This is a genomic window from Sphingopyxis sp. BE235 (assembly GCF_031457175.1).
In the GTDB taxonomy this organism is placed as follows: Bacteria; Pseudomonadota; Alphaproteobacteria; order Sphingomonadales; family Sphingomonadaceae; genus Sphingopyxis.
This window is the reverse complement of record NZ_JAVDWC010000006.1, coordinates 23,635-49,758: the sequence shown is the minus strand read 5'-3', so window position 1 is coordinate 49,758 and position 26,124 is coordinate 23,635. Positions and strand designations below refer to the sequence as shown.

At 61.4% G+C, this 26,124-nt stretch carries 29 protein-coding genes; 19 read left to right on the top strand and 10 right to left on the bottom strand.

The window, feature by feature from the left end; all coding sequences use genetic code 11:
- Positions 1-237: 237 nt before the first annotated feature.
- From prfH to J2X38_RS20545, 8 genes are all read right to left on the bottom strand, one after another.
- Complete coding sequence (gene prfH, locus J2X38_RS20580) at positions 238-858, bottom strand: peptide chain release factor H (RefSeq protein ID WP_405053478.1); 621 nt, start codon at positions 856-858, stop codon at positions 238-240.
- Positions 855-1,961 carry an RNA ligase RtcB family protein gene (locus J2X38_RS20575; RefSeq protein ID WP_310257000.1) on the bottom strand — a complete coding sequence of 369 codons (1,107 nt, stop codon included), beginning with the start codon at positions 1,959-1,961 and terminating at the stop codon, positions 855-857. Before J2X38_RS20575 ends, prfH begins: the two co-directional genes overlap by 4 nt.
- Positions 1,958-2,521, bottom strand: coding sequence for a hypothetical protein (locus J2X38_RS20570; RefSeq protein ID WP_310256997.1), 564 nt, complete (start codon positions 2,519-2,521; stop codon positions 1,958-1,960). Before J2X38_RS20570 ends, J2X38_RS20575 begins: the two co-directional genes overlap by 4 nt.
- Positions 2,522-2,759: 238 nt before the next feature.
- Positions 2,760-4,790, bottom strand: a complete 2,031-nt coding sequence (locus tag J2X38_RS20565; protein ID WP_310256995.1) for an elongation factor G — start codon at positions 4,788-4,790, stop codon at positions 2,760-2,762.
- Positions 4,791-5,363: 573 nt separating this feature from the next.
- Positions 5,364-6,350, bottom strand: coding sequence for a transglutaminase family protein (locus tag J2X38_RS20560; protein ID WP_310256993.1), 987 nt, complete (start codon positions 6,348-6,350; stop codon positions 5,364-5,366).
- Positions 6,351-6,408: 58 nt separating this feature from the next.
- Positions 6,409-6,843: a DUF4265 domain-containing protein gene (locus J2X38_RS20555; RefSeq protein WP_310256991.1), complete on the bottom strand. Its 435-nt coding sequence runs from the start codon at positions 6,841-6,843 to the stop codon at positions 6,409-6,411.
- The gene (locus tag J2X38_RS20550) at positions 6,840-7,490 is read right to left on the bottom strand and encodes an RHS repeat-associated core domain-containing protein (RefSeq protein WP_310256989.1); all 651 of its coding nucleotides are present in this window, start codon (positions 7,488-7,490) and stop codon (positions 6,840-6,842) included. The genes J2X38_RS20555 and J2X38_RS20550 overlap by 4 nt, the downstream gene beginning before the upstream one ends.
- A 129-nt stretch (positions 7,491-7,619) precedes the next feature.
- Complete coding sequence (locus J2X38_RS20545; protein WP_310256987.1) at positions 7,620-7,844, bottom strand: helix-turn-helix transcriptional regulator; 225 nt, start codon at positions 7,842-7,844, stop codon at positions 7,620-7,622.
- Between the two features lie 99 nt (positions 7,845-7,943).
- Between J2X38_RS20545 and J2X38_RS20540 the strand changes: the two genes are divergently transcribed.
- Positions 7,944-8,291, top strand: coding sequence for a hypothetical protein (locus J2X38_RS20540; RefSeq protein ID WP_310256985.1), 348 nt, complete (start codon positions 7,944-7,946; stop codon positions 8,289-8,291).
- 15 nt (positions 8,292-8,306) lie between these two features.
- Here the strand turns inward: J2X38_RS20540 and J2X38_RS20535 are convergent, their stop codons facing one another.
- Positions 8,307-8,603, bottom strand: coding sequence for a hypothetical protein (locus tag J2X38_RS20535; RefSeq protein WP_310256982.1), 297 nt, complete (start codon positions 8,601-8,603; stop codon positions 8,307-8,309).
- 160 nt (positions 8,604-8,763) lie between these two features.
- Here J2X38_RS20535 and J2X38_RS20530 point away from each other — a divergent pair, with 160 nt between their 5' ends.
- Positions 8,764-9,996: a phage integrase central domain-containing protein gene (locus tag J2X38_RS20530; RefSeq protein WP_310256978.1), complete on the top strand. Its 1,233-nt coding sequence runs from the start codon at positions 8,764-8,766 to the stop codon at positions 9,994-9,996.
- Here J2X38_RS20530 and aspS read toward each other — a convergent pair.
- A complete protein-coding gene (gene aspS / locus J2X38_RS20525) occupies positions 9,993-11,774 on the bottom strand; it encodes an aspartate--tRNA ligase (RefSeq protein WP_310256975.1) in 1,782 nt (593 codons plus the stop codon). The two genes, J2X38_RS20530 and aspS, sit on opposite strands and share 4 nt — an antisense overlap.
- A 145-nt stretch (positions 11,775-11,919) precedes the next feature.
- On the opposite strand from aspS, the gene J2X38_RS22980 reads away from it, so the two are divergent.
- The 17 genes from J2X38_RS22980 (at position 11,920) to J2X38_RS20445 (ending at position 26,111) form a co-directional block, all read left to right on the top strand.
- Entirely contained in the window at positions 11,920-12,174 is a 255-nt protein-coding gene (locus J2X38_RS22980) for a helix-turn-helix transcriptional regulator (protein ID WP_405053477.1), read from the top strand.
- 62 nt (positions 12,175-12,236) lie between these two features.
- On the top strand, positions 12,237-13,706 hold the full coding sequence (locus J2X38_RS20520) for a DNA cytosine methyltransferase (RefSeq protein ID WP_405053481.1): 1,470 nt from the start codon (positions 12,237-12,239) through the stop codon (positions 13,704-13,706).
- Positions 13,703-14,407, top strand: coding sequence for a DUF2786 domain-containing protein (locus J2X38_RS20515; protein WP_310256971.1), 705 nt, complete (start codon positions 13,703-13,705; stop codon positions 14,405-14,407). Before J2X38_RS20520 ends, J2X38_RS20515 begins: the two co-directional genes overlap by 4 nt.
- Positions 14,404-15,126, top strand: a complete 723-nt coding sequence (locus tag J2X38_RS20510; protein ID WP_310256968.1) for a hypothetical protein — start codon at positions 14,404-14,406, stop codon at positions 15,124-15,126. The genes J2X38_RS20515 and J2X38_RS20510 overlap by 4 nt, the downstream gene beginning before the upstream one ends.
- A complete protein-coding gene (locus J2X38_RS20505; protein WP_310256966.1) occupies positions 15,110-15,592 on the top strand; it encodes a hypothetical protein in 483 nt (160 codons plus the stop codon). The genes J2X38_RS20510 and J2X38_RS20505 overlap by 17 nt, the downstream gene beginning before the upstream one ends.
- Before the next feature lie 83 nt (positions 15,593-15,675).
- Complete coding sequence (locus J2X38_RS20500) at positions 15,676-17,709, top strand: terminase gpA endonuclease subunit (RefSeq protein ID WP_310256963.1); 2,034 nt, start codon at positions 15,676-15,678, stop codon at positions 17,707-17,709.
- A 35-nt stretch (positions 17,710-17,744) separates the two neighbouring features.
- Positions 17,745-18,071, top strand: coding sequence for a hypothetical protein (locus tag J2X38_RS20495; protein ID WP_310256960.1), 327 nt, complete (start codon positions 17,745-17,747; stop codon positions 18,069-18,071).
- A gap of 287 nt (positions 18,072-18,358) precedes the next feature.
- On the top strand, positions 18,359-18,571 hold the full coding sequence (gene gpW / locus J2X38_RS20490; RefSeq protein WP_310256957.1) for a gpW family head-tail joining protein: 213 nt from the start codon (positions 18,359-18,361) through the stop codon (positions 18,569-18,571).
- A gap of 8 nt (positions 18,572-18,579) precedes the next feature.
- Positions 18,580-20,268: a phage portal protein gene (locus tag J2X38_RS20485; RefSeq protein WP_310256954.1), complete on the top strand. Its 1,689-nt coding sequence runs from the start codon at positions 18,580-18,582 to the stop codon at positions 20,266-20,268.
- Positions 20,258-21,598, top strand: a complete 1,341-nt coding sequence (locus J2X38_RS20480; RefSeq protein ID WP_310256952.1) for a S49 family peptidase — start codon at positions 20,258-20,260, stop codon at positions 21,596-21,598. Before J2X38_RS20485 ends, J2X38_RS20480 begins: the two co-directional genes overlap by 11 nt.
- A gap of 69 nt (positions 21,599-21,667) precedes the next feature.
- Entirely contained in the window at positions 21,668-22,066 is a 399-nt protein-coding gene (locus J2X38_RS20475; RefSeq protein ID WP_310256949.1) for a head decoration protein, read from the top strand.
- Between the two features lie 60 nt (positions 22,067-22,126).
- Positions 22,127-23,167 carry a major capsid protein gene (locus J2X38_RS20470; protein WP_310256946.1) on the top strand — a complete coding sequence of 347 codons (1,041 nt, stop codon included), beginning with the start codon at positions 22,127-22,129 and terminating at the stop codon, positions 23,165-23,167.
- Positions 23,168-23,240: 73 nt separating this feature from the next.
- Positions 23,241-23,747, top strand: coding sequence for a hypothetical protein (locus J2X38_RS20465; RefSeq protein WP_310256944.1), 507 nt, complete (start codon positions 23,241-23,243; stop codon positions 23,745-23,747).
- Positions 23,748-24,131 carry a hypothetical protein gene (locus J2X38_RS20460; protein ID WP_310256942.1) on the top strand — a complete coding sequence of 128 codons (384 nt, stop codon included), beginning with the start codon at positions 23,748-23,750 and terminating at the stop codon, positions 24,129-24,131.
- A gap of 65 nt (positions 24,132-24,196) precedes the next feature.
- Positions 24,197-24,739, top strand: coding sequence for a hypothetical protein (locus J2X38_RS20455; RefSeq protein WP_310256940.1), 543 nt, complete (start codon positions 24,197-24,199; stop codon positions 24,737-24,739).
- A gap of 1 nt (position 24,740) precedes the next feature.
- Complete coding sequence (locus J2X38_RS20450; protein ID WP_310256937.1) at positions 24,741-25,295, top strand: hypothetical protein; 555 nt, start codon at positions 24,741-24,743, stop codon at positions 25,293-25,295.
- A 45-nt stretch (positions 25,296-25,340) separates the two neighbouring features.
- On the top strand, positions 25,341-26,111 hold the full coding sequence (locus J2X38_RS20445; protein ID WP_310256935.1) for a hypothetical protein: 771 nt from the start codon (positions 25,341-25,343) through the stop codon (positions 26,109-26,111).
- Positions 26,112-26,124: the final 13 nt, after the last annotated feature.

The window sequence follows — 26,124 nt, the reverse complement described above, 5'->3', positions numbered from 1 at the left end:
ACTCTGCGGACGCTTCGACTTCAGCGATTTAAGGAAAGCTCTGGATGCCCTGCAAAGGTCGGCGTGCGCGGGCCCGGCTTCGACCAGAGCTATCTCGTCAATGCGCCGGTTTGGAAAGGGATGTCTGCCCGCCGTCACATCATCTGCGACAACCAGCGTGGCCCCGGCAAATCGCCCGCGACGAGAGGACCGCTTGTATCCAGAATATGGTTCAGAACGGCCACTCCCACCTCCTCATCATCGCTTGAGCTGGAAGCCCGGACCCAAGTATGTCTTGACCGGATTTCCCCGTTCGAGCCGCCTGTTGCGGTCCCACTCTTCTTTGCGCGCATTCCGCGCCCCATCGTCCCGGCGCTCGATCAACATCAGGGCAAGCTTTATGCGGGCGAGCTTGCGGTTGGCATGTTGCGACCGCTGATCTTGCGCCGTCGTGATCAAGCCCGTCGGAAGATGTGTCGCCCGAACCGCGCTGTCCGTTTTGTTCACGTGCTGCCCACCGGGCCCCGATGCGCGCATCGCCTGATAGACGATATCTTCCGGCCTGAGTTCGGCGATTTCATCGATCGGGGGAACCAATGCCGCACCGACAAACCAGTTACGCCGCTTGTGATTGGGCCGGAATGGACTGGCGCCGACCCACAGGATGGTCCCCGCTCTCTGCCTGGCGAATTGCTCGGCCCCGGCGCCGGTAACGCGCAGGAGGAGCGACGCCGGGTTGCCCGCTGCCGATTCGAGCAATTCAGTGCCAAGCCCCGCAACAGCGGCTTCCTTGAAAAAGACGCGCGCCAGCTGGCCGACGACCCAGCGGCACTCCTCCGGCCCCTGACCCGACGACAGATGCATGATGATTTCGGTCATGTCCGCCTCGTTTTATAGCTCAGCAGCGGGCGCAGGCTTGCGATGACCCGGATCAGCCCCGCCTCCTCAAGATCGCGAATGACAACGCCGATATCCTTATAGGCTTGCGGTGCTTCCTCGAAGATCAGCCGGCGGTCTTCGCAAATCACGCGCCCGCCAAGCGCGGTTCTTTCCAGCTCGGCCGGCCGGAATCGCTTCGAGAGCCTGCCATGGGCATCGTTGCGGCTCCACTTCCGGCCGGCACCGTGGGCGAGCGAATATAAAGCCTCGCCGCCCCGATCGACGACCGGTTCAACCAGATAGCTGAAATCGCCGCGCGACCCGGGAATCACCACCAGCCCCTTGTCGGCGGGCGCGGCCCCTTTGCGATGGAGCCAGCCGCCTTCGTGCGCCGTCACGCTGTTGTGGCAGACGTCGAGCTTGCGCTCGGCCGTCAGTCCGAGCTTTTCGCTGAAGCGTCGCGCAATGACGTCGCGGTTAAGCACGGCCCATGCGACCGCATGATCGTGCGCCGCGAGATAGGCTGCTCCGGCCTCGCTCGCCGCCTCGGCCGCGGCGCTGCCGTCGCGCCGCGTCCATGCATCCAGTATCGCCTGGCCGAGCCCGCGCGAGCCGCTGTGCACCATGAGCCAGAGGGCGTCGGCGCGAAATCCAAGCCCCTCGAACAGGTCCTCGTCGATGACCTGTTCGATGCGCTGGAACTCGGCAAAATGATTGCCGCCGCCGATCGTACCCAGCGCGGCATCACCAAGCCCGGGCGCGAGACCGGCTCCGGACAGCGCAGCATCCGCATCGCCGTCCCACGGCTCATCCAGCCCCCGGAGTTTCCGTTCGGCCGCATCGAGCTTGAACTTGCGGACCGGCAGATAGGTCTCCCACAGCCCCATCCCGCAGCCGATGTCGCTGCCGACCAGATGCGGGAAAACCATGTCGGGCGACCAGAAGGCCGCACCGACGGCGATCCCGCGCCCGGCATGCAGATCCGGCAACCCGACGACCCGGTCGATGCCTTCCAGTCGCGCCGTCTGTGCAAGCTGATCGAGCGCGAGCGGATCCATCCGGCCGATGTCCGACGAAATGATCGTGATCGATGCCCCGGTCATGCGGCACCTCCCTTCCCATCATCGCGAGGCGCGATATCCTGTGGCAATTCCGACCAGTCCTTGAGGATGCCGTCGCGCGGATCGACGAAGAACGCGCGGCGGCGGGACCAGCGGTGGGGCCGACCCAGCACTTCGCCCTCGAACATCCATTCGCCCTGCCGGCCGACGGAAATCCGGGCTGCGACAATGTCCTCCAGATGGAGCCTGACGTGCATCTTCACCGTGCTGCCGGTGTCGAGTTGCACGCAAATCTCGCTGAACACATCGTCCCAGCGGCATCCGCGCTTGCTTCGCAAGAAGCGGACGAGCGGTTGCAGATTCTCGTTGAGCGACTTGGTATAGGCGGCTTCGCATTTTGCGTGCCGTTTCAGGCCGATAAATTTGCGGTCCGGATCGCGGCTCCTTTTCAGTTTGACGGGCGGCGCATGGCTCGCGCCCCAGCGCGGCCGCTCGACGATGATTTTGAACATGTCAGACCGCATGAAGAGTCTCCCCGGAATAGAGGAAGGCCCGTCGGAAACGGGTGGTCTGGAAATGGAATATGAAGTGGTCAGCGGCACCCGGACCGCGCGACCGGGTCAGGCGAGCAGGCTCGCCCGAAAGGAAATTGCCCATGCAATTTGTTCCTGAATAGTCTGGAATTCGAAAATTGTTGCGTTGCGGACGGATGCTGCTCGCATGATTTTCTCCTTTCCAGTTTCAGAAACACGCCGGGATCGACGACGGGCCCGCTACGCTATTTCGCAGATGACTGCAAGATGGCGACGCGCTTGTGGCGCCGGGCCCGGCCATTTCGGGTCAGGCGGGCTCGGGCGTGCGGCGGATCAGCGCGCTGGCGAGCTTCTCGCTGAGTTCCGCGAGATGGTCGAAGCGCGCCTCGTAATGCGCCATGCCCTGGCTCAGTGATCGCAGTTCGGGCTCTAGTCCCGGAAGTTCAGCCTCGGGCAGCAGCAACTCGATCACGTCCCAGCGAGACCAGCCTTCGAGCGGCGTTATTCCCAGCACCTGGCCGCGTCGGCTGGTCGCCGCGGAGGTGATCCGTGAAACGGCGCTGCCCGGCGCCCGGATCGTCACGTGCGCGAGCGGCTCGAGCAGATAGGGCGTGGCCGCCGCCAGGGCTTCTGCCATGGCGATCCGGCCGGCGGTGCGAAAGGCCAGTTCCGAGCTGTCGACGCTGTGAAAGGAGCCATCGACCAGCGCAACCGCGACATCGACGACCGGAAAGCCGAATGGTCCGCGCACCATCGCATCGCGCACGCCCTGCTCGACCGCCGGAATCCATTGCCGAGGGATCGCGCCCCCGGTGATCCGGTCCTCGAACTGAAAGCCGTCGCCACGCCCGCGCGGACGGAGTTCGATGATGACGTCGCCGAACTGGCCGTGCCCGCCGGATTGCTTCTTGTGTCGGCCATGCTTTGTCACGGTCTTGCGGATCGTTTCCTTGTAGGCGATCGCGGGCGGACGCACCGATATGGCAACGCCGTAACGCCGTTTCAGCCGTGCCTGGACGACGGCCAGATGCTCGTCATTGAGCCCGTGGAGCAGCGTCTCCTGCGTCGCCTCGTCGAGCTTCCAGCGCAGTCCGGGGTCCTCCTCGACCAGTCGATTGAGCGCTGTCGACAACCGCACCTCGTCCTTATGGTCGGTGACCGCGATGGCCAGCGCATAATTGCTTGCCGGCCGCTGCACCGCGTCCACGACAGCATGCGGGCGACCGGCTGCGCCGAGCCGGTCGCCCGCCTGGACGACATCCACCTTGGCGATGCCGACGATGTCGCCCGGTTCGGCGCGAGCGATCTTCGTGGTCGCCGCTCCCTGCAGTGCAAACAAGGATCCGATACGCATCGGGTTCCCATCGGCGCCCAACAGTTCGGCCCCCTCGGCAAGCGGCGCACCGAAGACACGCGCGAGCGCCAGCCGGCCCACCGCGCTGCCATGCGTGACCTTGAACACCTGCGCCGCGGCACCGTCGATAGCAAGCCGATCCGCCGTCAGCGCGGCGGGGGGTGTATCATGGCGCAGCATCTTGAGGAGGCGGCGGATGCCGAACCCGTTGAGCGCCGAGCCAAACAGGATCGGTACGATCTGCCCCGCCGCAGTCTCACGGGCGAGATCGCCAAAGATTGTGTCGAAGCTTGGCTTCTCGTCGTTCAGCAATTGCTCGAGCAGTATATCGTCATGATCTGCCAGCTGTTCGAGCATGTGGAAGCGCGCATCGGTCTCATCGCTCCGGAGATGGGCGGCCAACGGCACCCGTTCCGAGCGGCGGCCCGGCTGATAATGATAGGCGCGCTCCAGCGCGAGATCGACAAAGCCAGCTACGCGCTCGCCGGCCCGGATCGGGATTTGCCGTGCCACAAGCGCCGTCGCACTCAGCGGCTGGAGCGCTGCAAGCAGATCCTCGATGCTGCCACGCGCCTGATCGATCTTGTTGACGAACAGTGCGTGCGGGAGGCGGAGCGCTTCCAGGCGTCGCAATGTCGGTTCGACCAGCGGCGCACGCGCCGGATCGGGATCGATCACCACCAGCGCCAGGTCGGCCACCGCCAGCGCCATCTCCGCGTCCGCCGCGAAGCCCACCGAGCCGGGCGCGTCGATCAGCGCATAGCCTTCCTTCATCCATTCGAAGCGCATCAGGTTCAGTTCGGTCGAGCCACATCGCGCGCGCGCTTCCGGGCTGGCGTCGCCGACGCTGCTGCCGCCGTCGACCGCGCCCAGCCGGGCGCTGGCTCCCGCCGCGAACAGCATGGCCTCGGCGAGGCTCGTCTTGCCTGTGCCGGCGGGTCCGACGATCGCGATGGCTCTGGTGCCGTGGATAGTCCCATCCATGTCGCTCTCCTCCTGCCTGCCTATTTTCCTCGCCGGAAAATGGCCCGCTGGAATTGCGAGGATCGACCTCAACGCGCCCGAACACAAGATCAATTAGAGATCCAAATGCCCCGGTCTTTGCGTTGCCCCCAAAAACGGGATCCACACGGCCTCTGCTATGGCAGCTTCAGCGCTAAATCGACGGACGGGCGTCAACGGGTTGGCTGCCCCAGGCAGTGGACGCTCCGGCCTGCGCCGATGGCGCCGCAAACATGAAGGACCGCTTTTGGGGTCGCCGACCCGGCGTTCGAATGGCCAGGTTGAGGTGCAAAGCGGTCAATGGCACGTCGCCACTACGTAGAAAGGGTGAGGCACCGCCTGAGGATCTCGCGCCAAAGGAATTTCGCTTCACAATTCCGGAAAGGCTCGAAATTCATACCCACAGCCGCTGCTGACCCAACGTCACCGGCAAATTTTGGTGGAGGATATGGGGAAGAGTGCTACCACTCCAAAATTCTCTAGTGAAAACAATATGATAGCTAGAAATCTGCGGTATTTCGGCGCAAACGCACAAAGCGCCTAGAAGCGCGTAGATCACGGCGCTTTGTTCGTCCTTATCTCGCTTGGCTGTTCCCATCCCAATCGCGTGGCCTTACGGAATGTCAGTTCGTTCAATTCCTGCCAGTGCTGAAACTTGGCTGCTTCACCCAGCGGCCATTGAGAACCCCTCGGGTACTTCTGAACGAAATCCCGTTGCATGATCTCTCCGGCAGCGGTTCCCATTTTCACCATCGTGTAGCCATCGCGAGGATAACGATCCAAAATCGCGTACCCGACTGTGATGGCTTCTTGGTATCGGCCTTTCACCATCAGATACTCCATGACGGTTGTCGCCATGTGCGCAATGGATTCACGCTTTGTCAGCGTCTTGAGATAAAGACCCTGTTCTACCGCCATATCGCTCATCGGCAGGTTTTCGCGATACCAGACATCGCGGGTCGGATAGCCGCCGCTCGTCGGCTCGATGCTCAGGTCATGCTGATTTTGAGGATTGGTGTAGCGCACGAACATATGCAACGGCGCGGTCGAGAGATGGACATTAAGACCCAGCTTTTCGGCCAAGATAATGTGCAAAACGGGCATCGAAACACAATTGCCCCGTCGCGAGCCTAGGTAGGTCGGCAAGAGCTTATTATAGACATTCAGCCCTAGCGGGTCTTCGTGGTCGTAAGAGAATGGCCGATTGCCGTTCCATGTTCCGGAATCATAAAGCACCTGCCGGACAGCCTTGAGCTTGTCCACGTCGCTTGCGCTCGGCCCAGCAATAGCTCGCGCTTGTGCGGCTAGAGCATCGATCTGTGCCCTGATCGCAGTCTCATCAATTGAAGGCCGAATGATGCGGTCGAACGCTAACTTGGCAGTCATATAGTCGAGTGACGTGTCGGGAACAGAAAGCACGCCCCGGACGGATTCGGCAGGGGTGAGAGCGTTTTCAGATACTGGTGGCGTGGCCTGCGCTCTGGGGACGACGGCGCACACATTTGGAGCAAAGCAAGATGCAAGCAGCAAGAAAAAGGCCAAAAATCTCCTGACTAAAGTCACTTAAATTCAAATCCTAAAAAAACGATAAATATTCCAATCACCTTAGTGAGGACTCTTCATAGTCTATAATCTCGTCTTCACCAAGTCTGCTTATTAAATCAATAACTCTCTGATATAGGTCTTTATCAAAGCTTACAGAAAAGAACCCAAATGTTCCAGACCCCTCAACTTTACATCCAATTTCTTCGAGAAGTATGCGCACTTCCGATCCATCCGAATCGTCAAGCATAACAATTCGGATGGTGCAGTTTCGGGACAATTCTAAAACTTTGTCAAATGTTAGGTCTCCATCAAGGTTAATTGCAGAAACAATATCCCCGTCGCTTATAAGTTTCGCATAGAATGGTATGTTGTCGATAATATATAGACCATTATCCAAAGGGACGGCCCACATAGTTTCGGAAGATTCTGGCGGATAACCCGATTCATCTTGTTCTAGAGGAAATCTAATCTTAACATGATTGCGGCTCATTCAGGCATCCTGTCACGTTTTTCTTGATTGCACCCACGGCAAAAAACCTGCCCGTTTTCTGGAGTTCCGTCTCCGCCCTTCGAGCGCGGAACGATGTGATCTCGTTCTCTTTGATTGGTAGGTGGCTTTACTCCGCTCTGACTTTGCTGAGCAGGCGGCGTTTCGCGTTTGCAATTCTCACAACGATTCACACCTCCATTCGCTTGAGCGTTGCGTTGATCGATTTGCTTCTTTCCAGCCGCCGTGAAAGGTTTCCCCGCGCGAGCGCCGCCGGCAGCCCCTTTAGGCAGTACGCGCGAAACTTGCGATACCGCGACCGGTCCAATGTCTGGCTGCGGACCGTTCAAAACATCTATAACGACCGCCACAGCAGTACCAGCTACAGCGATCGCTGCACCGTAAGTTTGTAGGCAACCGCCTTCACACTCATTTACTGCCTGAAGAAAAGCTTGATTGCGCCTATCCATGACAGTGTCGGATTGTTTGCCATCGGGATCAACCCGATTGAGGGGGTCGTTCTCCACATATGTGTAGAGGTTGACCTGATCGTCGTATCCAACTGGATCGACTTGCAGGAATCTGGCCTGCCCTGTGCCGGATATGGCGAGAGCCAAAGCCAGCGCCAACACCGAAAAAATTGCCCTCATGATAATGCCCCCGACAATAACGCGGACAATTTATCTTAGATTTTTCTGAAATCTACAGGCAATTTTCAACAATCCATCCCACGCCCACGTTTCTAAAAAACGCGCTTAGTGCGCAATGACTGCTCTCGACTATCTCAAAAGAGGCACATCATGGGTTAGCGCAGCGACATCACACTTCATCGCCCGGCAAAGCCTAACGAGAGCAATGAAAGTGAGATTGTGTTCGCCGCGTTCGATCCGGCCGACATAACTGCGATCTAGCCCCGCTTCATGGGCAAGCCCTTCCTGTGACAGACCAAGCTCGCTGCGGCGGGCTCGGATGCGTTTGCCTAGGATGTCGAGATACGGGTCCACGCCCTCTCGTCGCGGCAGAGGGGAGTATCAGTCCACGGAGTAAGAATCCCTCTGTTAACCTTTGGGCGCTATTTGCTACCTGACAAAGGAGATGCAGCCGTGACCAAGATTCGTTTCATGCTTACTCCGCTCGCTGCAATTGCAGTAGCGACAGTCCCGGTCTTCGCCGCCCCGCCGAAGGAAAGCGGACCGTGGGATTTGATGCTTGTCACGCCAAAGTCGCAAGTGATCGCAGTGGCTAGCATTACGCGCGACAAGTGCGAGGAAGGCTTGCGCCTTGCGGTCCGTGACGGTCACAAGGCCGTTTGCGCCCGCTATATTGACAATGCAAAGGCGGCTCCAGCGGAAGAGCAGCGCTACAGCGCATATCTCTACCCGGTTATGACGCCGACCGAATGCGTCATCGCTAAGCGGTCGCTGGGTCAGGTTGAGTGCATTTATCGCTAGGCGGGAACGCTACGCTCAGTCGGAATTGAGCACCCCATGAATACAAATACGCTCGATAAAATCGGCCGCGCTTCGCCATTCCGTTTTCTTTCCCCGGCCGACTAGCGCATTTTTCCACGCCATGGCCAAAAGCATTTCGCGCTCAACGTAGGAGTGGATGCGCCGATAAGCCTGCCGAAGACTCTCCGTTCCAAATTCCGACTGGAAAGCCAATTCTGCGGTATTTTGGCGCAAACGCACAAAGAGCCCACTGGCGCTCTTTGTGCGTTTGCGCCAAAATACCGGAAATCTGGATGCCCCGCGAAAATCCACGCGGTCGTCTCAGAGCGGATCATAGCCGCTTATCGACAACGATATACCACGCATTTGTGCGGGTCTTAGTGTCTCACCCTGTCTCACACCAACTCACCCCTACTTGACAATTTTGTTGGGTAAGTGTTGGGTATATCAATTATAAGGTGAGATTTGAAGAATGGCGCTAACTGACCTCAGCATCAAAGCTGCAAAGCCGTCGTCCGGGCGGCGCAAGCTTTCGGACGGCGGCGGGCTGCACCTCGAAATCAGTCCGACCGGGGTTCGCACCTGGAAGATGAGTTACCGGTTCGGCGGGAAGCAGAAGACGGCCAGTGGCGGTCGCTATCCGCAGCCGATGTCGCTCGCCCTAGCCCGGTCATGGCGCGAGGAAGTCAAGGCGGCTGTTCGCTCCGGGCGCGATCCTGCCCGCGAGGCGAAGGTGGAAAGGCAGGTTGTCCAGCAGACCCGCGCCGATACCTTCAAGGAAATCGCGGAGGAGTGGTTCGAGAAAAACAAGGGGCTGTGGAAGCCGAGGCATGCTAGCTGGATCCACAATCGACTTCTGCTAGACGCCTATCCCGTTCTCGGCTCGACTCCCATGGCCGACCTGACCAACGACGACATTTTGACGCTCATCCGGCGGTTCGAAAAGCGCGACACGATCGAAATCGGCCGCAAGACCTTAGGCTTTGTCTCGCGCATCATGCGTTACGCCAAGGCAGCGGGAAAGGCGAAGGCCGACTTGGTGCCCGACGCGCTCGATGCGATGAAGCCGAAAAAGAAGGTGAAGCACTTCGCCAAACTGCCGGCCGCCCGGCTCCCTGAGTTCTTCGGAAGGCTGGCGGCATCCGGCCACGATCCTGTGACCAAACTCGCCCTGCGCTGGACAATGCTGACGTGGGTACGGACCAACGAAACGCGCTTCTTCGTGCCCGGCGAGATTGAAGGGCGAGATACCGCCGAACCCCTTTGGCGCATTTCGGCCGACCGGATGAAGATGGATCGCGAGCACGTCGTTCCTCTTTCGCGGCAAGCTGTCGCGCTCCTCGACGAGATTGACGCGTTGAGGATCAAGAACGGCAGCAAGTGGCAATTTCCGCAAGTGCTCAACGCCGCGAAGCCGATTAGCGAGAACTGCATGCTATACGCCCTGTACGACCTCGGCTATCGGGGCGAAGCGACGGTTCACGGTTTTCGCGGTGTCGCCTCAACCCTCCTCAACGAGCAGGTGAGCGCCGACGGCAAGCGGCGGTTCGATTCGGACTGGATTGAGATGCAGCTTGCGCACGACGGGCAGAGCGACGTGCGAGGCGCCTATAACGCGGCCAAGTACATCGTCCCTCGGCGGGACATGATGCAATGGTGGGCGGACTATCTCGACGACCAAGAGCGCGTTGGTTTGCTCCTTTAATCCTTTGGTCCGTCCACCAATCGGATGCTGAGTTCCTTGAGTTGCTTGTCGCTGACCGGTGCCGGCGCGCCCATCATTAGGTCTTCGGCTTTCTGGTTCATCGGGAAGACGACGACCTCGCGGATGTTCGGTTCATCGGCGAGAAGCATGACGATGCGATCGACGCCGGGAGCCGAACCGCCGTGCGGCGGGGCGCCGAACTTGAACGCATTAATCATTCCCGAGAAGTTGGCATCGACCTCACCCTGGCTGTAGCCCGCGATTTCGAATGCCTTGTACATGATGTCAGGCCGGTGGTTGCGAATAGCGCCAGATGACAGTTCGACGCCATTGCAGACGATGTCATATTGCCAAGCGAGGATGTCGAGCGGGTCCTGAGTTTCAAGCGCCTCAAGTTCGCCCTGCGGCATCGAGAACGGGTTGTGGCTAAAGTCGATCTTCCCGGTGTCCTCGTCGGCCTCGAACATCGGGAAATCGACGATCCAGCACATTTCGAACTTGCTTGGGTCGATCAGACCAAGTTGTTCGGCGACGCGGGTGCGTGCGAGGCCCGCGAGTTTCGCCGCGGTCGCTTCTTTGCCCGCGGCGAAGAAGAGGCCGTCGTCGGGACCGATGCCGAGTTCGGCCGCGAGCGCGTCCATCTTGTCGGTGCCGTGGTTCTTGGCAATTGGGCCACCCCATTCGCCGCCCTTGCGCGTCGCATAGCCGAGTCCCGCGAAGCCTTCACCCTGCGCCCAACTGTTCATGTCGTCGAAGAATTTGCGGCTCTTCTCGGCCGTGGCAGGCGCAGGAATCGCGCGCACGACATCCCCTGCTGCGACGATGTCCGCGAAGCGCCCAAAGCCCGAGCCCACGAAGTGAGACGAGACATCGGTGATGATTAGCGGATTGCGCAAGTCGGGTTTGTCGTTGCCGTACTTGAGCATCGACTCGCGGTACGGGATGCGCGGGAACGAGCCGGCGGGCGTGACCGACTTACCGTTCGCGAACTCTTCGAACACGCCCGCGAGCACGGGTTCGATCGCATTGAACACGTCATCCTGCGTGACGAAGCTCATTTCGAAGTCCAACTGATAGAACTCGCCCGGCGAGCGGTCGGCGCGCGCGTCCTCATCGCGGAAGCAGGGCGCAATTTGGAAATAGCGGTCGAAGCCTGCAACCATCAACAGTTGCTTGAACATTTGCGGCGCCTGCGGGAGCGCATAGAATTTGCCGGGATGCACGCGGCTCGGGACCAGATAGTCGCGCGCGCCTTCGGGTGATGAGGCGGTCAAGATGGGCGTCTGATATTCGGTGAAGCCTTGCTCGACCATTCGGCGGCGCAGGCTCGCGATCACGTTCGAGCGCAGCAAAATATTGGCGTGCAGACGCTCGCGGCGGAGGTCGAGGAAGCGATATTTCAAGCGAATATCCTCGGGATATTCCTGCTCGCCAGCCACCGGCATCGGCAATTCGATCGCGGCCGACTGGATCGAAACTTCGCGCGCACGGACTTCGATAGCCCCGGTCGGCAGGTTGGCATTGGTCGTTTCGGCCGAGCGAGCGACAACATCGCCCGTGATGGTCACGACACTTTCCACCCGAAGGCCGTCGAGCGTTGCGAATGCTGTATCGCTGCTATCGGCAACGATCTGCGTCAGGCCATAATGGTCGCGCAGATCGACGAAGAGGAGCCCGCCATGGTCGCGCTTGCGATGCACCCAACCTGAGACGCGGACGACCTGGCCGACATGCTCGGCCCGAAGCTGTCCGCAGGTATGGGTACGATAGGCATGCATTGTTTGGTCTTTCGGCTTTCGGAAAGGGGTGCCTAAGGCAGTCCCGATTGCCATTTGTCAAGGTTCAACGGCATCCGACCGCGAGCCGAAAATCCGAATATCAATTTTAACTTGAACTCTTTCCGGCCTGCGCTATGCAGGTCTCATGCAATCTCAGACTCGTTCCCCTGTCGATAGTGAGTGGTGGCGCCTCCCGCGCGTCATCGTCGAAACCGGCCTGTCTCGGGCGACGATCTATCGGCTCATGTCTACGGGGACGTTTCCCTCCAACCACTCTCCCCGCAGCGCTCGGGCGAAGGTCTGGTTCGAGGATGAGGTTCGGGCCTGGAAGCGCGGCGAGTTCGGTCTTCCCGCGCTTGCAACAGCCGGAGGCGGAGGTGGTCTTGGGGACCTCCTGTGACCCGCGCCTATTACAACGAAATCAATCCGCACGCTGCGCAGTGGCTCCGCAATCTCATCGCCATGGGCATGATCGCGGACGGCGACGTGGACGAAAGGGACATTCGTGACATCCTCCCCAGCGAACTCGCCGGATACACCCAATGCCATTTCTTCGCAGGCATCGGTGTTTGGTCCTACGCCCTCCGCATGGCAGGATGGCCGGACGACCGTCCTGTCTGGACCGCGAGCCCTCCTTGCCAACCTTTCAGCGCGGCAGGCAGAGGCGGGGGGGTTGCTGACGAGCGGCACCTGTTCCCCCACCTCCACCATCTCATCCGAGTCCAACGCCCTCCTAACTTCTTTGGAGAGCAAGTTGCGTCGAAGGACGGCCTCGGTTGGCTCGACCTTGTTCAAGCTGACATGGAAGCCGAGGATTACTCCGGCGGGGCGTTCGATTTGTGCGCTGCGGGCGTCGGTGCTCCGCACATCCGCCAGCGCCTCAGCCTCGTCTTCCGAGACGCCCGAATTGCGTGGGCATCCTACGCCGCGCGCTGCGGATGGCGAGAAGAACGTCAGGACAGCCGAGGGTGCGGATCGCGAGATTGCCCGCAAGGGTGGGCCGCAGGACACAGCAGCAGCACAGTTGTCGAGTTGGGTGACTGCCGCTGCTCGGGACTGGAAAGACTCGGCGGGCATGGCGACGACGCGGGAGGACGGGCGTTCGCGCGTGGACCAGCTTCCCCGTCAGGCGCAGATGGCACATTGGAACGCCCCCTTGGCGAACGATGCGAAGGGGAGCGACTACTGCAAGAGCGGAGACACGCAAATTCTCAAACTGCCCGGTTTGGCGAAGTTGTCGAGTTGGCCGACGGCGTGCGCGACCGAACCGGACCAGCAACCGGAAACCGTGATGGCGCGGAAGCAACGGCTCTCGGAATCGACGGGAGTTCATCGCGGTCCAGCGCTCCCGCTAGGATCGGCGGTTCATCTGTCCAGTTGGTCAACCCCAATGGCCGGGACGCCAGCGCAGAACGGGAACAACGCGGCGGGGAACACGGACTCGAGCCGGAGGACGGTTGCCTTGGTCGGCGGCCCGGTGGCGCCGAGCGAGGAAGCGAAATTCAACTTGTCGGCTTGGCCGACGACGACGACGAGCGACGCGAGCGGGGGCGGGCAGGCCAAGAGAGCGATGGGAGAGACCCGTCATGGCTCGAACCTCAACGACTTTGCGATGCTGGCGTTCAACCCGGAAGGCCCGGCCCGGTTAACAGCGGATGGGCAAATGCTGATTGGCTCTTCTGCCGGGATGGAAAGTGGCGGCCAGTTGAATCCGGCACATTCCCTCTGGTTGATGGGTCTGCCTTTCGAATGGATTCTGGCGGCCCCTTCGCAGGTAAGTCCCGAGGGAAGATGCTCGAAGGCGCCGGGAACGCGATCGTCTCCGAACAGCAGGCGCACGTCATTGCGGCGTACCTCGAACACGAAGCCGACGAGATTGCTGCTTTTCATGCTGCGGGAAGCGGCCTCCATCTAATCGAGGACCTGCTGTGACCGATAAGGCCAAAATCGCCGCGCGCATCCGTGCGCTGCGGGAAAAAACCGTCGCTAACGGATGCACCGAGGAAGAGGCCGCCGCAGCCGCAGCGATGGTCGCTTCGATGCTGGCGAAATACAACATGACGCTCGACGAGTGCGAGGTCCGCGAGAGTGGCTTTGCGAGGTCGGAGACGGTGTTCGACGACCCCGTGGGCGAACGGCTTTGGAAAGTCGCCGACGGCATCGCCCACATGATCGGGGTCCGTTATTGGTCGGCGCGCCCCGGTTGCCGGCCGTCCGTCACCTTCTTCGGATTCGAGCACGAGGTCGAGATTGCGACCTACCTGCTCGAAATTTGCCGCTACGCCATGCTCTCGCGCCAGGACGCGCTCGAACGCGAGCATCGACTGCTGCGCGAGACTGCGCGCCGCCGTCGCATCCTTCCCTATCTCGACGGCATGGCAGACCGTTTGCGCCAGCGCATCCGCGACCTCAAGCCGGTCGAGCCCACGGGCACCGGCCTTGTCGTCCTCAAGAACCAACTCATCGACGCTGAAATGGCAAACGAGGGGATCAATCTCAACGAGCGATCGGCGCGCGCCTCGCGTGACTTCCTACCCGACTATTTGAACGGTCTTGTGGCCGCCGATGCCGTTGCGCTCAACCGTGGCTTGCGCGGCGGTGACACCGTGGCCGGGAGGCTCGCCCACCAATGAGCGATAGCATCGACGACCTCTTGGGCGCACCGCCCGAGCCGACCAATCGTGAAGAGCGCCGCCTGCGCGCCGCCGAAGCCTTGGCGAAGGAAACGGCAATCAAGGCGGCGGGGCGCGGCGGAACCTTCGTTGACCAAGGTGTGCTCAAGCGCCCCGTGTCGCAGAACTTCCTCGCCGAAGTTTTCGACATGGACCCGGCGACCGTGCGGAAGCGCCTCGTGCGCTGCCCGAAGCTTGGTCATGCCGGCGGCAATCGCCCGGTCTATGATTTCAAGACGGCGTGCTCCTTTCTTCTGCCGCCACGGATGACGGCCGACGAGTTCATCAAAACGCTGCACCACGCCAAGTTGCCGCCCGAGGTGAACAAGGTTTTTTGGCAAGCCCAACGCGAGCGGCTGCGCTTTCTGCGTGATGCCGGCGAAGTTTGGCACACGTCGGACGTGCTCACCCTGCTCGGCGGCGTGAACATGACCTTCAAGGACCGTATCGACATGTGGGTCGAAGACATTCGCGACCTCAAAGGCATCTCAGACGAGCACGTCGAGAAGATCGAACAGATGGCCCATGCGCTACGGTCGAGCCTTTATGAGGCGCTCGTCAGCGCACCCGCCCGCGGCGAAACCCTCAGCCTCCGCGACGGGGAAGACCCCCTAGCGCCCGGCGACACCCCTGAAACCGAATTTGCCCTGGAGGTGATTTCCGATGCGCTTTCGTCCTGAATCGTATGATGCGATCGTTCGCCGGCTCGTCGAAGGACGGCATGACGATGACCCCGAGCGCGCGGAACCCGGCCGCCCGAACATGCTGGTGCCGTACTTCCTCATGGCGGCGTACGCCTATGAGGAATTGGGCGACCCGTTCTTGACGGATGGCGGTTGGGACTGGCTGTGCGTCGAACTCGACCGGCAATGGGATGTTGTCGAGCACCACCACAAGTATTTGATCGACCGGGACGCGCTGGCGAGCGGAACTGCAAGCTACCTGGTCGGCGACTTCCCGACGATCGTGAAAGACGCAGCGAAAGGGTTGATGTCCGAATATTCGCGTCCCGAAGAAGTCGGAATCACGATCAACCTTCTACCCGTGCCCGACCTATCCGACCTCCTCGGCACGGTCGCGAAGTTTGAACAGGACATTGCGGACCTAATTGGGATTCGGACCGCGACGCTTGAGGGCCTGCTGTGAAGCTACCCGAAGCGTCGTTCCCATCATTGCAGCATATCGTCGCCGCGTCGGCCGAGGGCGTTCGTCCCCCGGAACGGCTGAGCGTGTCCGAAGCCGCCGCCAAGTATCATATTGTCAACAATCCGGGTTCCTACGTCGGCCCTTTCTCGCTCGAAAAGGCGCCGTACCTCGTCGAGCCCATGGACGAAATGACCAGCCTCGCGCTCAAGGCGATCGTGTTCGTCGGCCCGGCGCGTACCGGCAAATCTGCCATGCTCATCAACTGGCTTTGTCATACGGCCATTTGCGACCCGGCTGATATTCTCGCGGTCCACATGACGCAATCGACCGCGCGCGACTGGTCGCAGGCCGACCTCGACAAAGCCGTTCGCAATTCCCCGGAGTTGAAGAAACGCCTGACGCCCGGCCGCCAGAACGACAACGTTCACGACAAATCGTTCCTCTCGGGCATGCGGCTTCTCATCAAATGGCCTTCGATCACCGAACTTTCCGGCAAGACGATCCCGCGGCAGTTCATCATGGACTACGACCGCATTCCCGATTCCATCGGCGGCGAGGGTAACGCCTTCGACCTTACGCGGAAGCGCGGGCAGACGTTCAAGCGCCGCGCCATGTGCGTTGCGGAATCGTCGCCCGGCCGCGACGTGACGAGCACGAAATGGGTCGCGACCTCTCCGCACGAGGCTCCGCCGAGTACCGGCATTCTCGACCTATACAATCGCGGCGATCGGCGCCGCTGGCATTGGCGTTGCCCACAGTGCCGCGAGACCTTCGAGCCGTCGTTCGGACTGCTCAGCTTCCCGGCGTCGAACGATCACATGGAGGCGGCCGAACAGGTTGTCATGGTCTGCCCGCACGACGGTTTCCCGATGAAGCCCGACATGCAACCCGAACTCAACCTCGGTGGGCGATGGGTAAAGGACGGTGCAATCTGGCTCCCTGACGGGTCTATGGTGCCCCGCAACGGCATGACAATCCGCCGCAGCGAAATCGGCTCCTTCTGGATGAAGGGTCCCGCAGCCAGCTTCACCACCTGGCCGGAACTCGTCGTAAAATATCTCGACGCCAATGCAGCGTGGGAAAAGAACGCGGACGAAGAGGCGCTGCGGACCACCGTCAACGTGGACCAAGGGGAGGCATATACTCCGAAGGCATTGGAAGCCGGCCGTCTCCCCGAAGAACTTTCGAACCGCGCGCAGCATTGGGGCGGGACGCGCAAGGACCCCGTGGTGCCAGCGGGCGTGCGCTTCCTAATTGCGACCGTGGACGTGCAGGCGCGTTCGTTCGTCGTGCAGGTCCACGGGATCGGCGAGGACAACGACGTTTGGCTCGTCGATATGTTCAAGATTCGGAAGTCCGCCCGCCGCCTCGACGAGGACGGGGAACGGATGTCGATCGACCCGGCCGCCTATCTCGAAGATTGGTGGACGCTCGTCGATGAGGTCATCGAGAAGACCTATCCGCTCGGCGACGGCAGCGGGCGGCGGATGCAGATCAAACTCATCGGTTGCGATTCCGGCGGTAAGGCCGGTGTGACGACGAAGGCATACCAGTTCTGGCGCGCACTGCGCGACGATGAACAAGGGCGCCAGCATCAACTTCGGTTCCAGCTTGTGAAGGGTGAAGCGAAGCCGAGCACGCCGACCTACCGGCGGGAATATCCTGATTCCAGCCGCAAGGATCGTCATAGCGGCGCGCGCGGCGACGTGCCCGTGGTCTTCCTCAATTCGAACACTCTCAAGGACCAGGTCAGCGGCATGCTCGGACGCACCGAGGCGGCGGGCGGCATGGTCAACTTCCCCATCTGGTACGACGAGAAGGGGAAACAGGAAGACATCAACTGGCTCTACATGCAGCTTACGGCCGAAATTCGGACGGACAAAGGCTGGGAAGCGCCGAGCGGCAAGCGCAACGAAGCGTGGGATTTGCTCTATTACTGCATGGGCCTTTGCCGGGATCCGCGTATTTCGCTCGACCGCATCGACTGGTCGAAGCCTCCCCGATGGGCGGAAGAGTGGGACATGAACGACCTCGTGTTCGATGCGGAAGCGCAACCGATGTTCACGCGATCGACGACCAAAAAGAGCCTCGACGACCTCGGCGCGCTGCTGGCGTAAAGGAGGTGGTAACTTTCCCGCGGCATAGTCGCCGCATGGATCGTATCGCCAAATATCTGTTCTGGACCCTGCTTCTCGTGCCGGCCGCATTCTTCGGGATCGTGTATCTCGTGGGGCAGGAACGGAATGCAGGCGCGACGGAGGTTCGAACGTGCGCGGCGCGCGCCGACGCCCTGGCTGCGGCCGATGCCGCGAACCGCAAGCTGCTCGGTGAGCCGTCGGACTATGAACACACCAGCGCCATTTTCAATGACGGTGACAACAGCATCGAGGTCGGATTGGTTTTTCGCGCCAACGGGAAGAGCGGTCGAGCGGCGTCGTTCGGTGTCGCGCCGGACTGCCGGATTTCTAGCATAAACTGAAAAGGGTGACGGCACGCCGTCCTCTGCACCCGAGGATGCAACACGCGCCTTGCCGCCACCCATTGCGGAGGCGCGCGACGGGATCGAACCGACACACCCGCCACTATCTGCCAACTAGATGCTCCCCGGTCTTGTCGGATCATAGCACCAGCCGTTCAAGATACCGGCCCTAGCTTAGTGGCCTCCGCGACAAACCCCCTGTAACCGAGTCGCACAAATATCTCAACTTAAAATTGATCCTCACTATTTTATTGAAGTTGAGTTGCTCGCCTGTAGTGCTCGACGAGATGGCGACCACCGCAGAACTCCTCGCACAGGCCAAGGATGCTTATCACCGGCTCATGCTCGGTGAGAGCGTGGTCGAGGTGCGCGATCAATCGGGCGAAAGCATCCGTTATCAGGCTGCGGCCGCTTCCCGCTTGCTCGCCTATATCCGCACGATGGACCCGACATTTGGGCTCCCCTGCTCGGGCAGCGGCCCGATGCGGTTCGTCGGATGAGCGGCGCCATGAACATCGACGACCTTCTCGGCGGTGCCGGGCAGGCCGCGTCCCCGTCCGCTCCCGTCCCGGCGGGCGGGGCCGGTTCCACGCTTGCGGTCGCCGGGGGCGCATTCGACGCGGCCGACCGCTTCGACCGTTCGATGGCATTGTGGGCGCCGCCCCTCATGTCTGCGGACCAAGAGATTTTGCCGGCGAAGGCGATGGCCGATGCGCGCGTGCGCGACACGCTCCGCAATGACGCCTATGTCGCGAACAGTGCAAACCTGCACCGCGACCATATCGTCGGCTCCCTCTTCCTCCTTAATTGCAAACCTTCGACGCGCATCCTTTGGGGCGCGGAAGATGATGTTTGGGAACAGGAGTTCCAGGAAGAGGTCGAAGAGAAGTTCACCCTGTGGGCCGAAAGCGGCGAATGTTGGGTGGACGCGACGCGGCGCAATACCTTCTCCGAGATGGTGCGCCTTGCTGTGGGCATCAACTTCATGGGCGGCGAGGCTCTGGCGAGCGTCGAATATCTCCGCGATGAAATCGATCGTCCGTTCAAAACGGCATTGCTCATGCTCGACCTCGAACGCCTGAGCACCCCGCCCGAACATTCTTGGGACCGGTCGGTGCGCGGCGGTGTTCGACGCAATCGCCGTGGCCGTCCGATGGGCTATTATGTCCGTCAGGCGCACCCCTACGATTTCCGCGATCCCGACGCTCACAAGTTCAAATATGTCGAGGCCGCGAAGCCGTGGGGCCGCAAGCAGATGCTCCATATCTTCGAGCAGGTGCGCCCGGACCAGACTCGCGGCATCGCGCAGATCACGTCAATGCTGGCCGAAGCCTATCAGGGCAAGGCAATGCGCAAGCTGGCGCTGCAAAACATGATCGTGAACTCGTCCTACGCGGCGGCGATCGAAAGCGACCTGCCGACGGACGTGGTTTTCAACATGCTCGGCGGCGGGAACGTCGGCGACGAAGAGGCCATGACCGGGGCCATTTCGAATTATATGACCTCGTATCTTTCGACCGTCGCCAAATATGTCGGCAAGTCGAAATATGCCCAACTCGATGGGGTGAAGATTCCCCACCTCCCGCCGGGATCGAAGCTGAATTTGCTTCCCGTCGGCAAGGGCGGTCTCCTCGGCACAGAGTTCGAGACCTCGATTCTCCGCTACATGGCGGCAGGCTCGGGCGTCAGCCTCGAACAGTTGTCGCGCGATTACTCGAAGACCAATTACTCGTCGATCAAGGCCGGACTGGCCGAGACCGGCCTGTATATGTCCACCAAGAAGAAGATCATTGCCGACCGCTTCGGCAGTGGCGTCTTCCGGCTGTGGTTCGAGGAAGCCGTCAACAAGAACATGATCGAGGCGCTCAAGCGCCCGCGCGTGCCGAACTTCTACGATCCGCTCATGTCGGAGGCGTACACCGCCTGCGAATGGATCGGTGCCTCGCGCGGTCAGGTTGACGAACTCAAGGAAACGCAGGCCGCCATTGCCCGCGTGAACTCGGGCCTCTCGACGCGCGAAATCGAAATTGCCCGCTTCGGCCGCGATTATCGCAAGGTCTTCCGCCAACTCTCCCGTGAGAAAAAACTGGCCGAAACCCTCGACCTCGATTTCTCGGGTGCCGACGCGATGATGGGTGCCGTCGAGGCGGCGGCCAATGAGGACCAGGAAGCCAAGGAAGCCCGCGATGACCAGTAACGCTATCCTCGCCCGCTTCGCTGCGGCCTCCGCCGCGCTCGTGAGCCCGCTGCAACAGGCCCATTTCGAGTCGTGCGCAGGCGAAGCTCACAGCTTTCTCGTGCAGCACGCGGACAAGATTGCCGCAGCCGCGCAGTCGGACGATGGGTTCTGGCCCGAGGCCGGGCACTGGATGGCCCACTATCGGCCTTACAAGGTCGTCAACGGCACGCTGTTCATTCCGATCAAGGGCATCCTGCTTCACAGCTTCCCCTACTCGTTCGGTGATTGGGCGACCGGCTACGAATATATCTCCCGTGCGCTCGCTCGCGGTCTCGAAGACGGCAACGTCCGCCGGATCGCGCTGCTCGTCGACTCGCCCGGCGGCGAAGTGGCTGGCTGCTTCGAGTGCGCCGAGAAGATTTTCGACGCGCGCGACAAGAAGCCCATCGAGGCGTTTGCCCACGAGTCCGCATATTCGGCCGCCTACGCTCTCGCCAGCGCGGCCAGCAAGATCACGGTTTCCCGCACGGGCGGTGTCGGCTCCATCGGCGTCGTCACCTCGCACCTCGACCTCAGCAAGCGCATGGAGCAGATCGGCGCGAAGATCACCTTCATCTTCGCCGGCAAGCACAAGGTCGATGGCAACTCCTACGAGGCGTTGCCCGAGGCGGTGCGGGAACGGATTCAGGTTCGCATTGACGAACTGTACGGAGTGTTCGTGTCCACCGTGGCACGCCACCGGAGCATCGAGGAGTCGGACGTTCGGGAAACCGAAGCCCTCACCTTCACCGCTACCGAAGCCATGTCGAACGGATTGGCGGATGCCGTCGGCCCGCTCGACGAAGCCGTGGCCTCTTTCGAGGCCGAATTGTCCACAGAAACGGAGAATGAAACGATGTCCACAGAACAGGACAACTCGGCGGCGAGCGAGACCGCCCTGGCCGCCGCGCGCACCGAAGGCACCGCAGCCGGTCGTACCGAAGGCGCCAAGTCGGAACGTGAACGCATCACCGCGATCAAGGGTCTCGACGAAGCCAAGGCTCGCCCGGCCGCTGCCGAACAGGTTGCTATGGCAACCGACATGAGCGTCGAGCAGGCCAAAGCCTTCCTCGCCGGTCTGCCCGAGGAAACGAAGGCGGACGATGCTGGTGCCAACAACGGCGCGGGCGCAGGTGCCAGCCGCTTCGACGCGGCGATGAATAAGGACAATCCGAACCTCACCGCCAACGACGACGGCGAAGGCGAGGATGACGACGAGGAAGGCGCGACTGCCGGCAAGGCCGGTGCGACTGCTCTCCTTGGCGCTCGCCGCGCGGCCACCGGCTTCGGGCGCAAGCCCGCCGCCTAAGAAGGCGCATCCGAAACTGACGCCCGAATTGCGTCAATAAGTTCAACTTTAAGGTGAAGAGGTCAAATTATGCCTAATATTCCTTACGGCGGCGAGGGCGTTCCGTCCGGCGTCGATACTCAGGAGTTCTCGTACGTCGAACTCCTCGCGGGCCACACTCCCGAGTTCCTGGCCGTTCCCGGTTATCAGGGCGACGGCTCGGTGGCGCTCCCCGCCTTCTCGGTGGTCGGCGTGACTGCGGGCAATCTTGCCCTCGCGGAACAGGACGCCTTGCCGCTCGCAATTGGCATCACGTCGGCGCCGATTCTGGCGAACGGCGACGTGCAGAAGGTCGGCCTCATCCGGGGCGGCAACTTCAATCTCGATGCTCTGAACTGGCACGCCTCGTTCGACACCGATGCGAAGAAGATCGCAGCGTTCGAGGGCGCGCCGACCCCCACCAACATCGTCTTGCAGAAGGTCGGCTGAGCCTAGCGCTCAGCCCTCCCCCTCGCACCCACCCAAAAATACGAAGAGGAAAACCGATCCATGCCGATCACCCCTCAGTTCTACGACACCACGGCACTGCTCGGTGTCATGGCCGAAGAGGATGCGCCGGAGTTCTACTGGCTGTCCATGTTCACGAACCAGATCAATTCGGACGAAGAATCGATCGACTTCGAGAAGATTCCGCACGCTGGCCGTCGCCTTGCTCCGTTCGTCACCCCGCTCTCGCAGGGCAAGCCGATCTACAGCCGCAAGTCGGTCATCTCGCGCGTCAAGCCTGCCTATCTCAAGCCGAAGGACGCAGTGACGCCCGACCGCGTGATGAAGCGCAAGCCGGGCGAAATGCTCAGCCGGACGCCGATGTCGCCCGAACAGCGCCGCCAGGCGATCCTTGCGGACATCGCGGTCCAGCATAACGAGTCGATCGACCGCACGTTCGAATGGCTGGCGGCGCAGGCCATCATCCACGCCAAGGTGACGATCGGCGACGACCTCATGCCCGAACGTGAGGTGGACTTCCGCCGCAATGCCAACCAGACGATCGCACTCGGCGCAGGCACCTATTGGGATGCCGGCACGGCCACGATCGTCGAGAACGTGGAATCGTGGCGGACGCTCGCGCGTCGTGCCGAGTTCGGTGGGCGCACCAACCGCCTCACCGTCGGCACCGACGCTTGGGACGTGATGCGCAAGAGCGATGAGGTCAAGGCTCTGCTCGACCTCAACACTCGCGGCACCGACGCCACGCTCCGCACCGGCCTCGCCGCCAATTCGGAAATCGAATATGTCGGCAATCTCGGCCCCGACCTCGCGGTCTATGTCTATTCGGATTATTACGAAGTCGATGGCGTCGTGACGCCCTTCCTCGATCCGAAGGATGTCGTCCTCACCGGTCCGGGTATCGACGGCTACCGCTGCTTCGGCGCGATCCAGGATCCGCACGCGCAGTATCAGTCGTTCGAGAAGTTCCCGCGGCACTTCATGCAGGACGATCCGGCCGGCGAATGGGTGATGACGCAGTCCGCTCCCCTCATGGTCCCGGTCAATCCGAACGCGACTGTCAAGGCCCGCGTGCTCGCCTGACGGCGGCCAATCTCCTTCCGGGGGCTTCGTGCCCCCGGAGGTTTTTCCCCGAAACCAACGAAGGGACAGTAGAATGAGCAAGACCACGTATATTGCGGTGCATCGCATCGAGCGCCGCATCGACGGCAAGCTGAAAATCACCGAACCCAACGAACCGATCACGCTGACCGACGACGAGCGCGCAGACCTGCCGGAAGCCGCGGTTCGTCTGCCGAAGGATGATTTCGCCGCCCTTGCAGCCGAACAGGCGGCCGAGGATGATTTCGCCGCCGAAGCTGCTGCCGCCGAAGCCGCCGCTGCCGAAGCCGCCGCTGCTGAAGCCGCCGCTGCCGAAGCTGCTGCCGCCGAAGCCGCCGCTGCCGAAGCCGCCGCTGCCGAAGCCGCCGCTGCCGAAGCTGCTGCCGCCGAAGCCGCCGCTGCCGAAGCCGCCGCTGCTGAAGCCGCCGCTGCCGAAGCCGCCGCTGCCGAAGCTGCTGCCGCCGAAGCTGCCGCCGAAGCCGCCGCTGCCGAAGCCGCCGAAGCTGCTGCCAAGAAGCCCGGTAAAGGCGCTTCCAAGGCCAACGCGGAAGAAACTCTGTAAATGCCCCTGCGCAGTTTCCGAAAAATCCTGCGCAAAGGACGCCGGGACCTTCACGACCATATGAAGGTCCCGGCGCTTTATATCGCCTTTGAAGGTGCTGAGCCGGTGCCCGTGGACGTGCGCGACCATTCGCGTTTCGTCGGAACGGGCGACATGGGATCGCGCGTCAAAGGCTATGCCGAGGTGGCCGAAGTCACCCCGAAGATCATCTTTTTCCGCGACCGCCTGGAAGACGCCCGATACGGTTCGATCTTCTCGGTGGCGCCCGGTGAAGCCTATCGCGTCGAGCGGACCGATCCGCCGAACGACGAAACCCGCACCGCATATGTCACGCCGCTTTCCGCCGCGGAGGCCGAAGGCTTGCCGTTGCCCGAAGAGGTGTAGTGGTGACGCGCCCCTATATCGTTGCCGTCGAGGGCATCTCCGACACGATCGCATCACTCGAAGAAATGCCCGCCGCCATCCAGCGGTACGCCCGCATGGCCATCAACACGACGACGAAGAAGACGCGCACAGCCGCGTCGCGCAAGATTCGCGAACAGGTTAATTTCACTGCGGGCTATTTGTCCGACGCCGCTGGCCGCCTCAGCATCACGCAACAGGCCACAGACGGGAATCTCGAATCCCGTATCAGCGGGCGTTTCCGCCCGACCTCGCTTGCCCGGTTTGCCAGCGGCGCGGTTGGCCGTGGCGGCGTTCGTGTCCAGGTCAATCCCGGATCGACGCAGCGAATGGGCCGAGCATTTCTAATGCGGTTGCGCGCCGGCCGCGCGAACATCGAGACCAAGTCCAACCTCGGCCTCGCGATCCGTCTCAAGCCCGGCGAGCACGTCGAGAACAAGCATCGCATGGTCCCGGTCACGGGCAACCTCTACCTTTTGTACGGCCCGAGCGTCGATCAGATTTTCCGCTTCGTCGCGGACGAACTCGCGCCCGACATTGGCGACGACCTCGAAGCCGAATTTCTCCGCCTAATCGACAGGATGAATTGAGATGGCAGACATCCCATTCCGCACGCGCGTCCTGACCGCGCTCACCGCAGCGCTCGAAGAGATTACGCCAGGAAACGGGTATATTACCGACCTCAGCGAGTTCAATGCGCCCGACGGTCAGCCGATGAAGCGCGTCTACCGCGGCCGTGGTTTCTTCGGAGCTAGCGATCCGTGTCCGATGGTCGCCGTGCTCGAACCGCCGGAGGACGCGGAAGCGGTCGCCGCGCAGCCCGCGTTGGCTCGCACCACACCGTTCAACTGGCGCCTCATCGTGCAGGGCGACGTGCAGGATGACAAGGCCAACCCGACCGACCCGGCCTATGCGCTTCTGGCCGACGTTCGCCGCCGCCTCGCCATGGAGCGAGAGCGTAAGGACGAAAGCGGGAAGCTGCCCGATCCGCTTGGCTTCGGCGGACGGCGCGAGAAGAACCGCATCGAAGAACTCAGCTTCGGCGCCGGAATCGTCCGGCCGCCCGACGAAATCTCGGCCAAGGCTTACTTCTGGCTGGGTGTCACGCTCAAGACGATTGAGGACCCACTTTTCCCTTTCGCTTGATGTAAGTTCAACTTAAAGGTGATATGTCTTTCACAGGAGCAATGTATGGAGCAGAACCAAACGCTCGGCCGGGGTGAGGTCCACTTCTCCCTGTTCAAGCCGGGAACCAAGACCCCTGCCGGTTACCGGTATTTCGGCGACACGTCCGAGTTCAACCTGAATGTGCAGAGCGAAAGCCTGCCCTATTTCAGTATGGAACGCGGCAAGAAGACCAAGACCAAGTCGGCCGACCTGCAAACCGAAATGGCGAGCACCTTTGCCTGCACCAATATCAGCCTCCCCAATATTGCGCTGTGGTTCCTCGGCTCGTCAGCGACGATCACTCAGGCCGCCGTTGCCAGCGTGGACGAAACGCTGACGGACGTGAAGCAGGGTCACTCGTATCAGCTTGGCGAAAGCGACGCTCAGCCCATGGGTGTGCGGAATGTCACGATCACGACCGCAACCGTCGGTGCAACCCCGGCCGTTGCCGGCGTTGACTACGAACTCGATGCGGTTCGCGGCGTTATCACGATCCTCGACGGTTCGACGGTCATCATCGAAGCCGCCGATCTCGTGCTCGATTATGCCGTCGCTGCGACCACGTACGATCGCGCCATCTCGGGCAGCGACATCATCGAGGGCGCGATCCGCTTCGATGCGTACAACGCCGAGGGCGAGGACATCGACTATCGCATGGCGTGGGTGAAGATTTCGCCCAACGGCGACCTTCCCCTCAAGGGCGACGATTGGATGTCGCTCACCTGGAACGTCGAAATCCTCAAGCTGCCCAATCGCGAGATGATCTACGCGAACGGCCAGCCGTACACGCCGTAACCAAAGGGGCTCG

Coding starts and splice junctions, on each gene's coding strand:
- prfH (WP_405053478.1), bottom strand. CDS start 858: ATGACCGAAATCATCATGCATCTGTCGTCGGGTCAGGGGCCGGAGGAG.
- J2X38_RS20575 (WP_310257000.1), bottom strand. CDS start 1,961: ATGACCGGGGCATCGATCACGATCATTTCGTCGGACATCGGCCGGATG.
- J2X38_RS20565 (WP_310256995.1), bottom strand. CDS start 4,790: ATGGATGGGACTATCCACGGCACCAGAGCCATCGCGATCGTCGGACCC.
- J2X38_RS20555 (WP_310256991.1), bottom strand. CDS start 6,843: ATGAGCCGCAATCATGTTAAGATTAGATTTCCTCTAGAACAAGATGAA.
- J2X38_RS20550 (WP_310256989.1), bottom strand. CDS start 7,490: ATGAGGGCAATTTTTTCGGTGTTGGCGCTGGCTTTGGCTCTCGCCATA.
- J2X38_RS20530 (WP_310256978.1), top strand. CDS start 8,764: ATGGCGCTAACTGACCTCAGCATCAAAGCTGCAAAGCCGTCGTCCGGG.
- aspS (WP_310256975.1), bottom strand. CDS start 11,774: ATGCATGCCTATCGTACCCATACCTGCGGACAGCTTCGGGCCGAGCAT.
- J2X38_RS22980 (WP_405053477.1), top strand. CDS start 11,920: ATGCAATCTCAGACTCGTTCCCCTGTCGATAGTGAGTGGTGGCGCCTC.
- J2X38_RS20520 (WP_405053481.1), top strand. CDS start 12,237: ATGGGCATGATCGCGGACGGCGACGTGGACGAAAGGGACATTCGTGAC.
- J2X38_RS20510 (WP_310256968.1), top strand. CDS start 14,404: ATGAGCGATAGCATCGACGACCTCTTGGGCGCACCGCCCGAGCCGACC.
- J2X38_RS20505 (WP_310256966.1), top strand. CDS start 15,110: ATGCGCTTTCGTCCTGAATCGTATGATGCGATCGTTCGCCGGCTCGTC.
- J2X38_RS20495 (WP_310256960.1), top strand. CDS start 17,745: ATGGATCGTATCGCCAAATATCTGTTCTGGACCCTGCTTCTCGTGCCG.
- gpW (WP_310256957.1), top strand. CDS start 18,359: ATGGCGACCACCGCAGAACTCCTCGCACAGGCCAAGGATGCTTATCAC.
- J2X38_RS20485 (WP_310256954.1), top strand. CDS start 18,580: ATGAACATCGACGACCTTCTCGGCGGTGCCGGGCAGGCCGCGTCCCCG.
- J2X38_RS20480 (WP_310256952.1), top strand. CDS start 20,258: ATGACCAGTAACGCTATCCTCGCCCGCTTCGCTGCGGCCTCCGCCGCG.
- J2X38_RS20475 (WP_310256949.1), top strand. CDS start 21,668: ATGCCTAATATTCCTTACGGCGGCGAGGGCGTTCCGTCCGGCGTCGAT.
- J2X38_RS20470 (WP_310256946.1), top strand. CDS start 22,127: ATGCCGATCACCCCTCAGTTCTACGACACCACGGCACTGCTCGGTGTC.
- J2X38_RS20465 (WP_310256944.1), top strand. CDS start 23,241: ATGAGCAAGACCACGTATATTGCGGTGCATCGCATCGAGCGCCGCATC.
- J2X38_RS20460 (WP_310256942.1), top strand. CDS start 23,748: ATGCCCCTGCGCAGTTTCCGAAAAATCCTGCGCAAAGGACGCCGGGAC.
- J2X38_RS20455 (WP_310256940.1), top strand. CDS start 24,197: ATGCCCGCCGCCATCCAGCGGTACGCCCGCATGGCCATCAACACGACG.
- J2X38_RS20450 (WP_310256937.1), top strand. CDS start 24,741: ATGGCAGACATCCCATTCCGCACGCGCGTCCTGACCGCGCTCACCGCA.
- J2X38_RS20445 (WP_310256935.1), top strand. CDS start 25,341: ATGGAGCAGAACCAAACGCTCGGCCGGGGTGAGGTCCACTTCTCCCTG.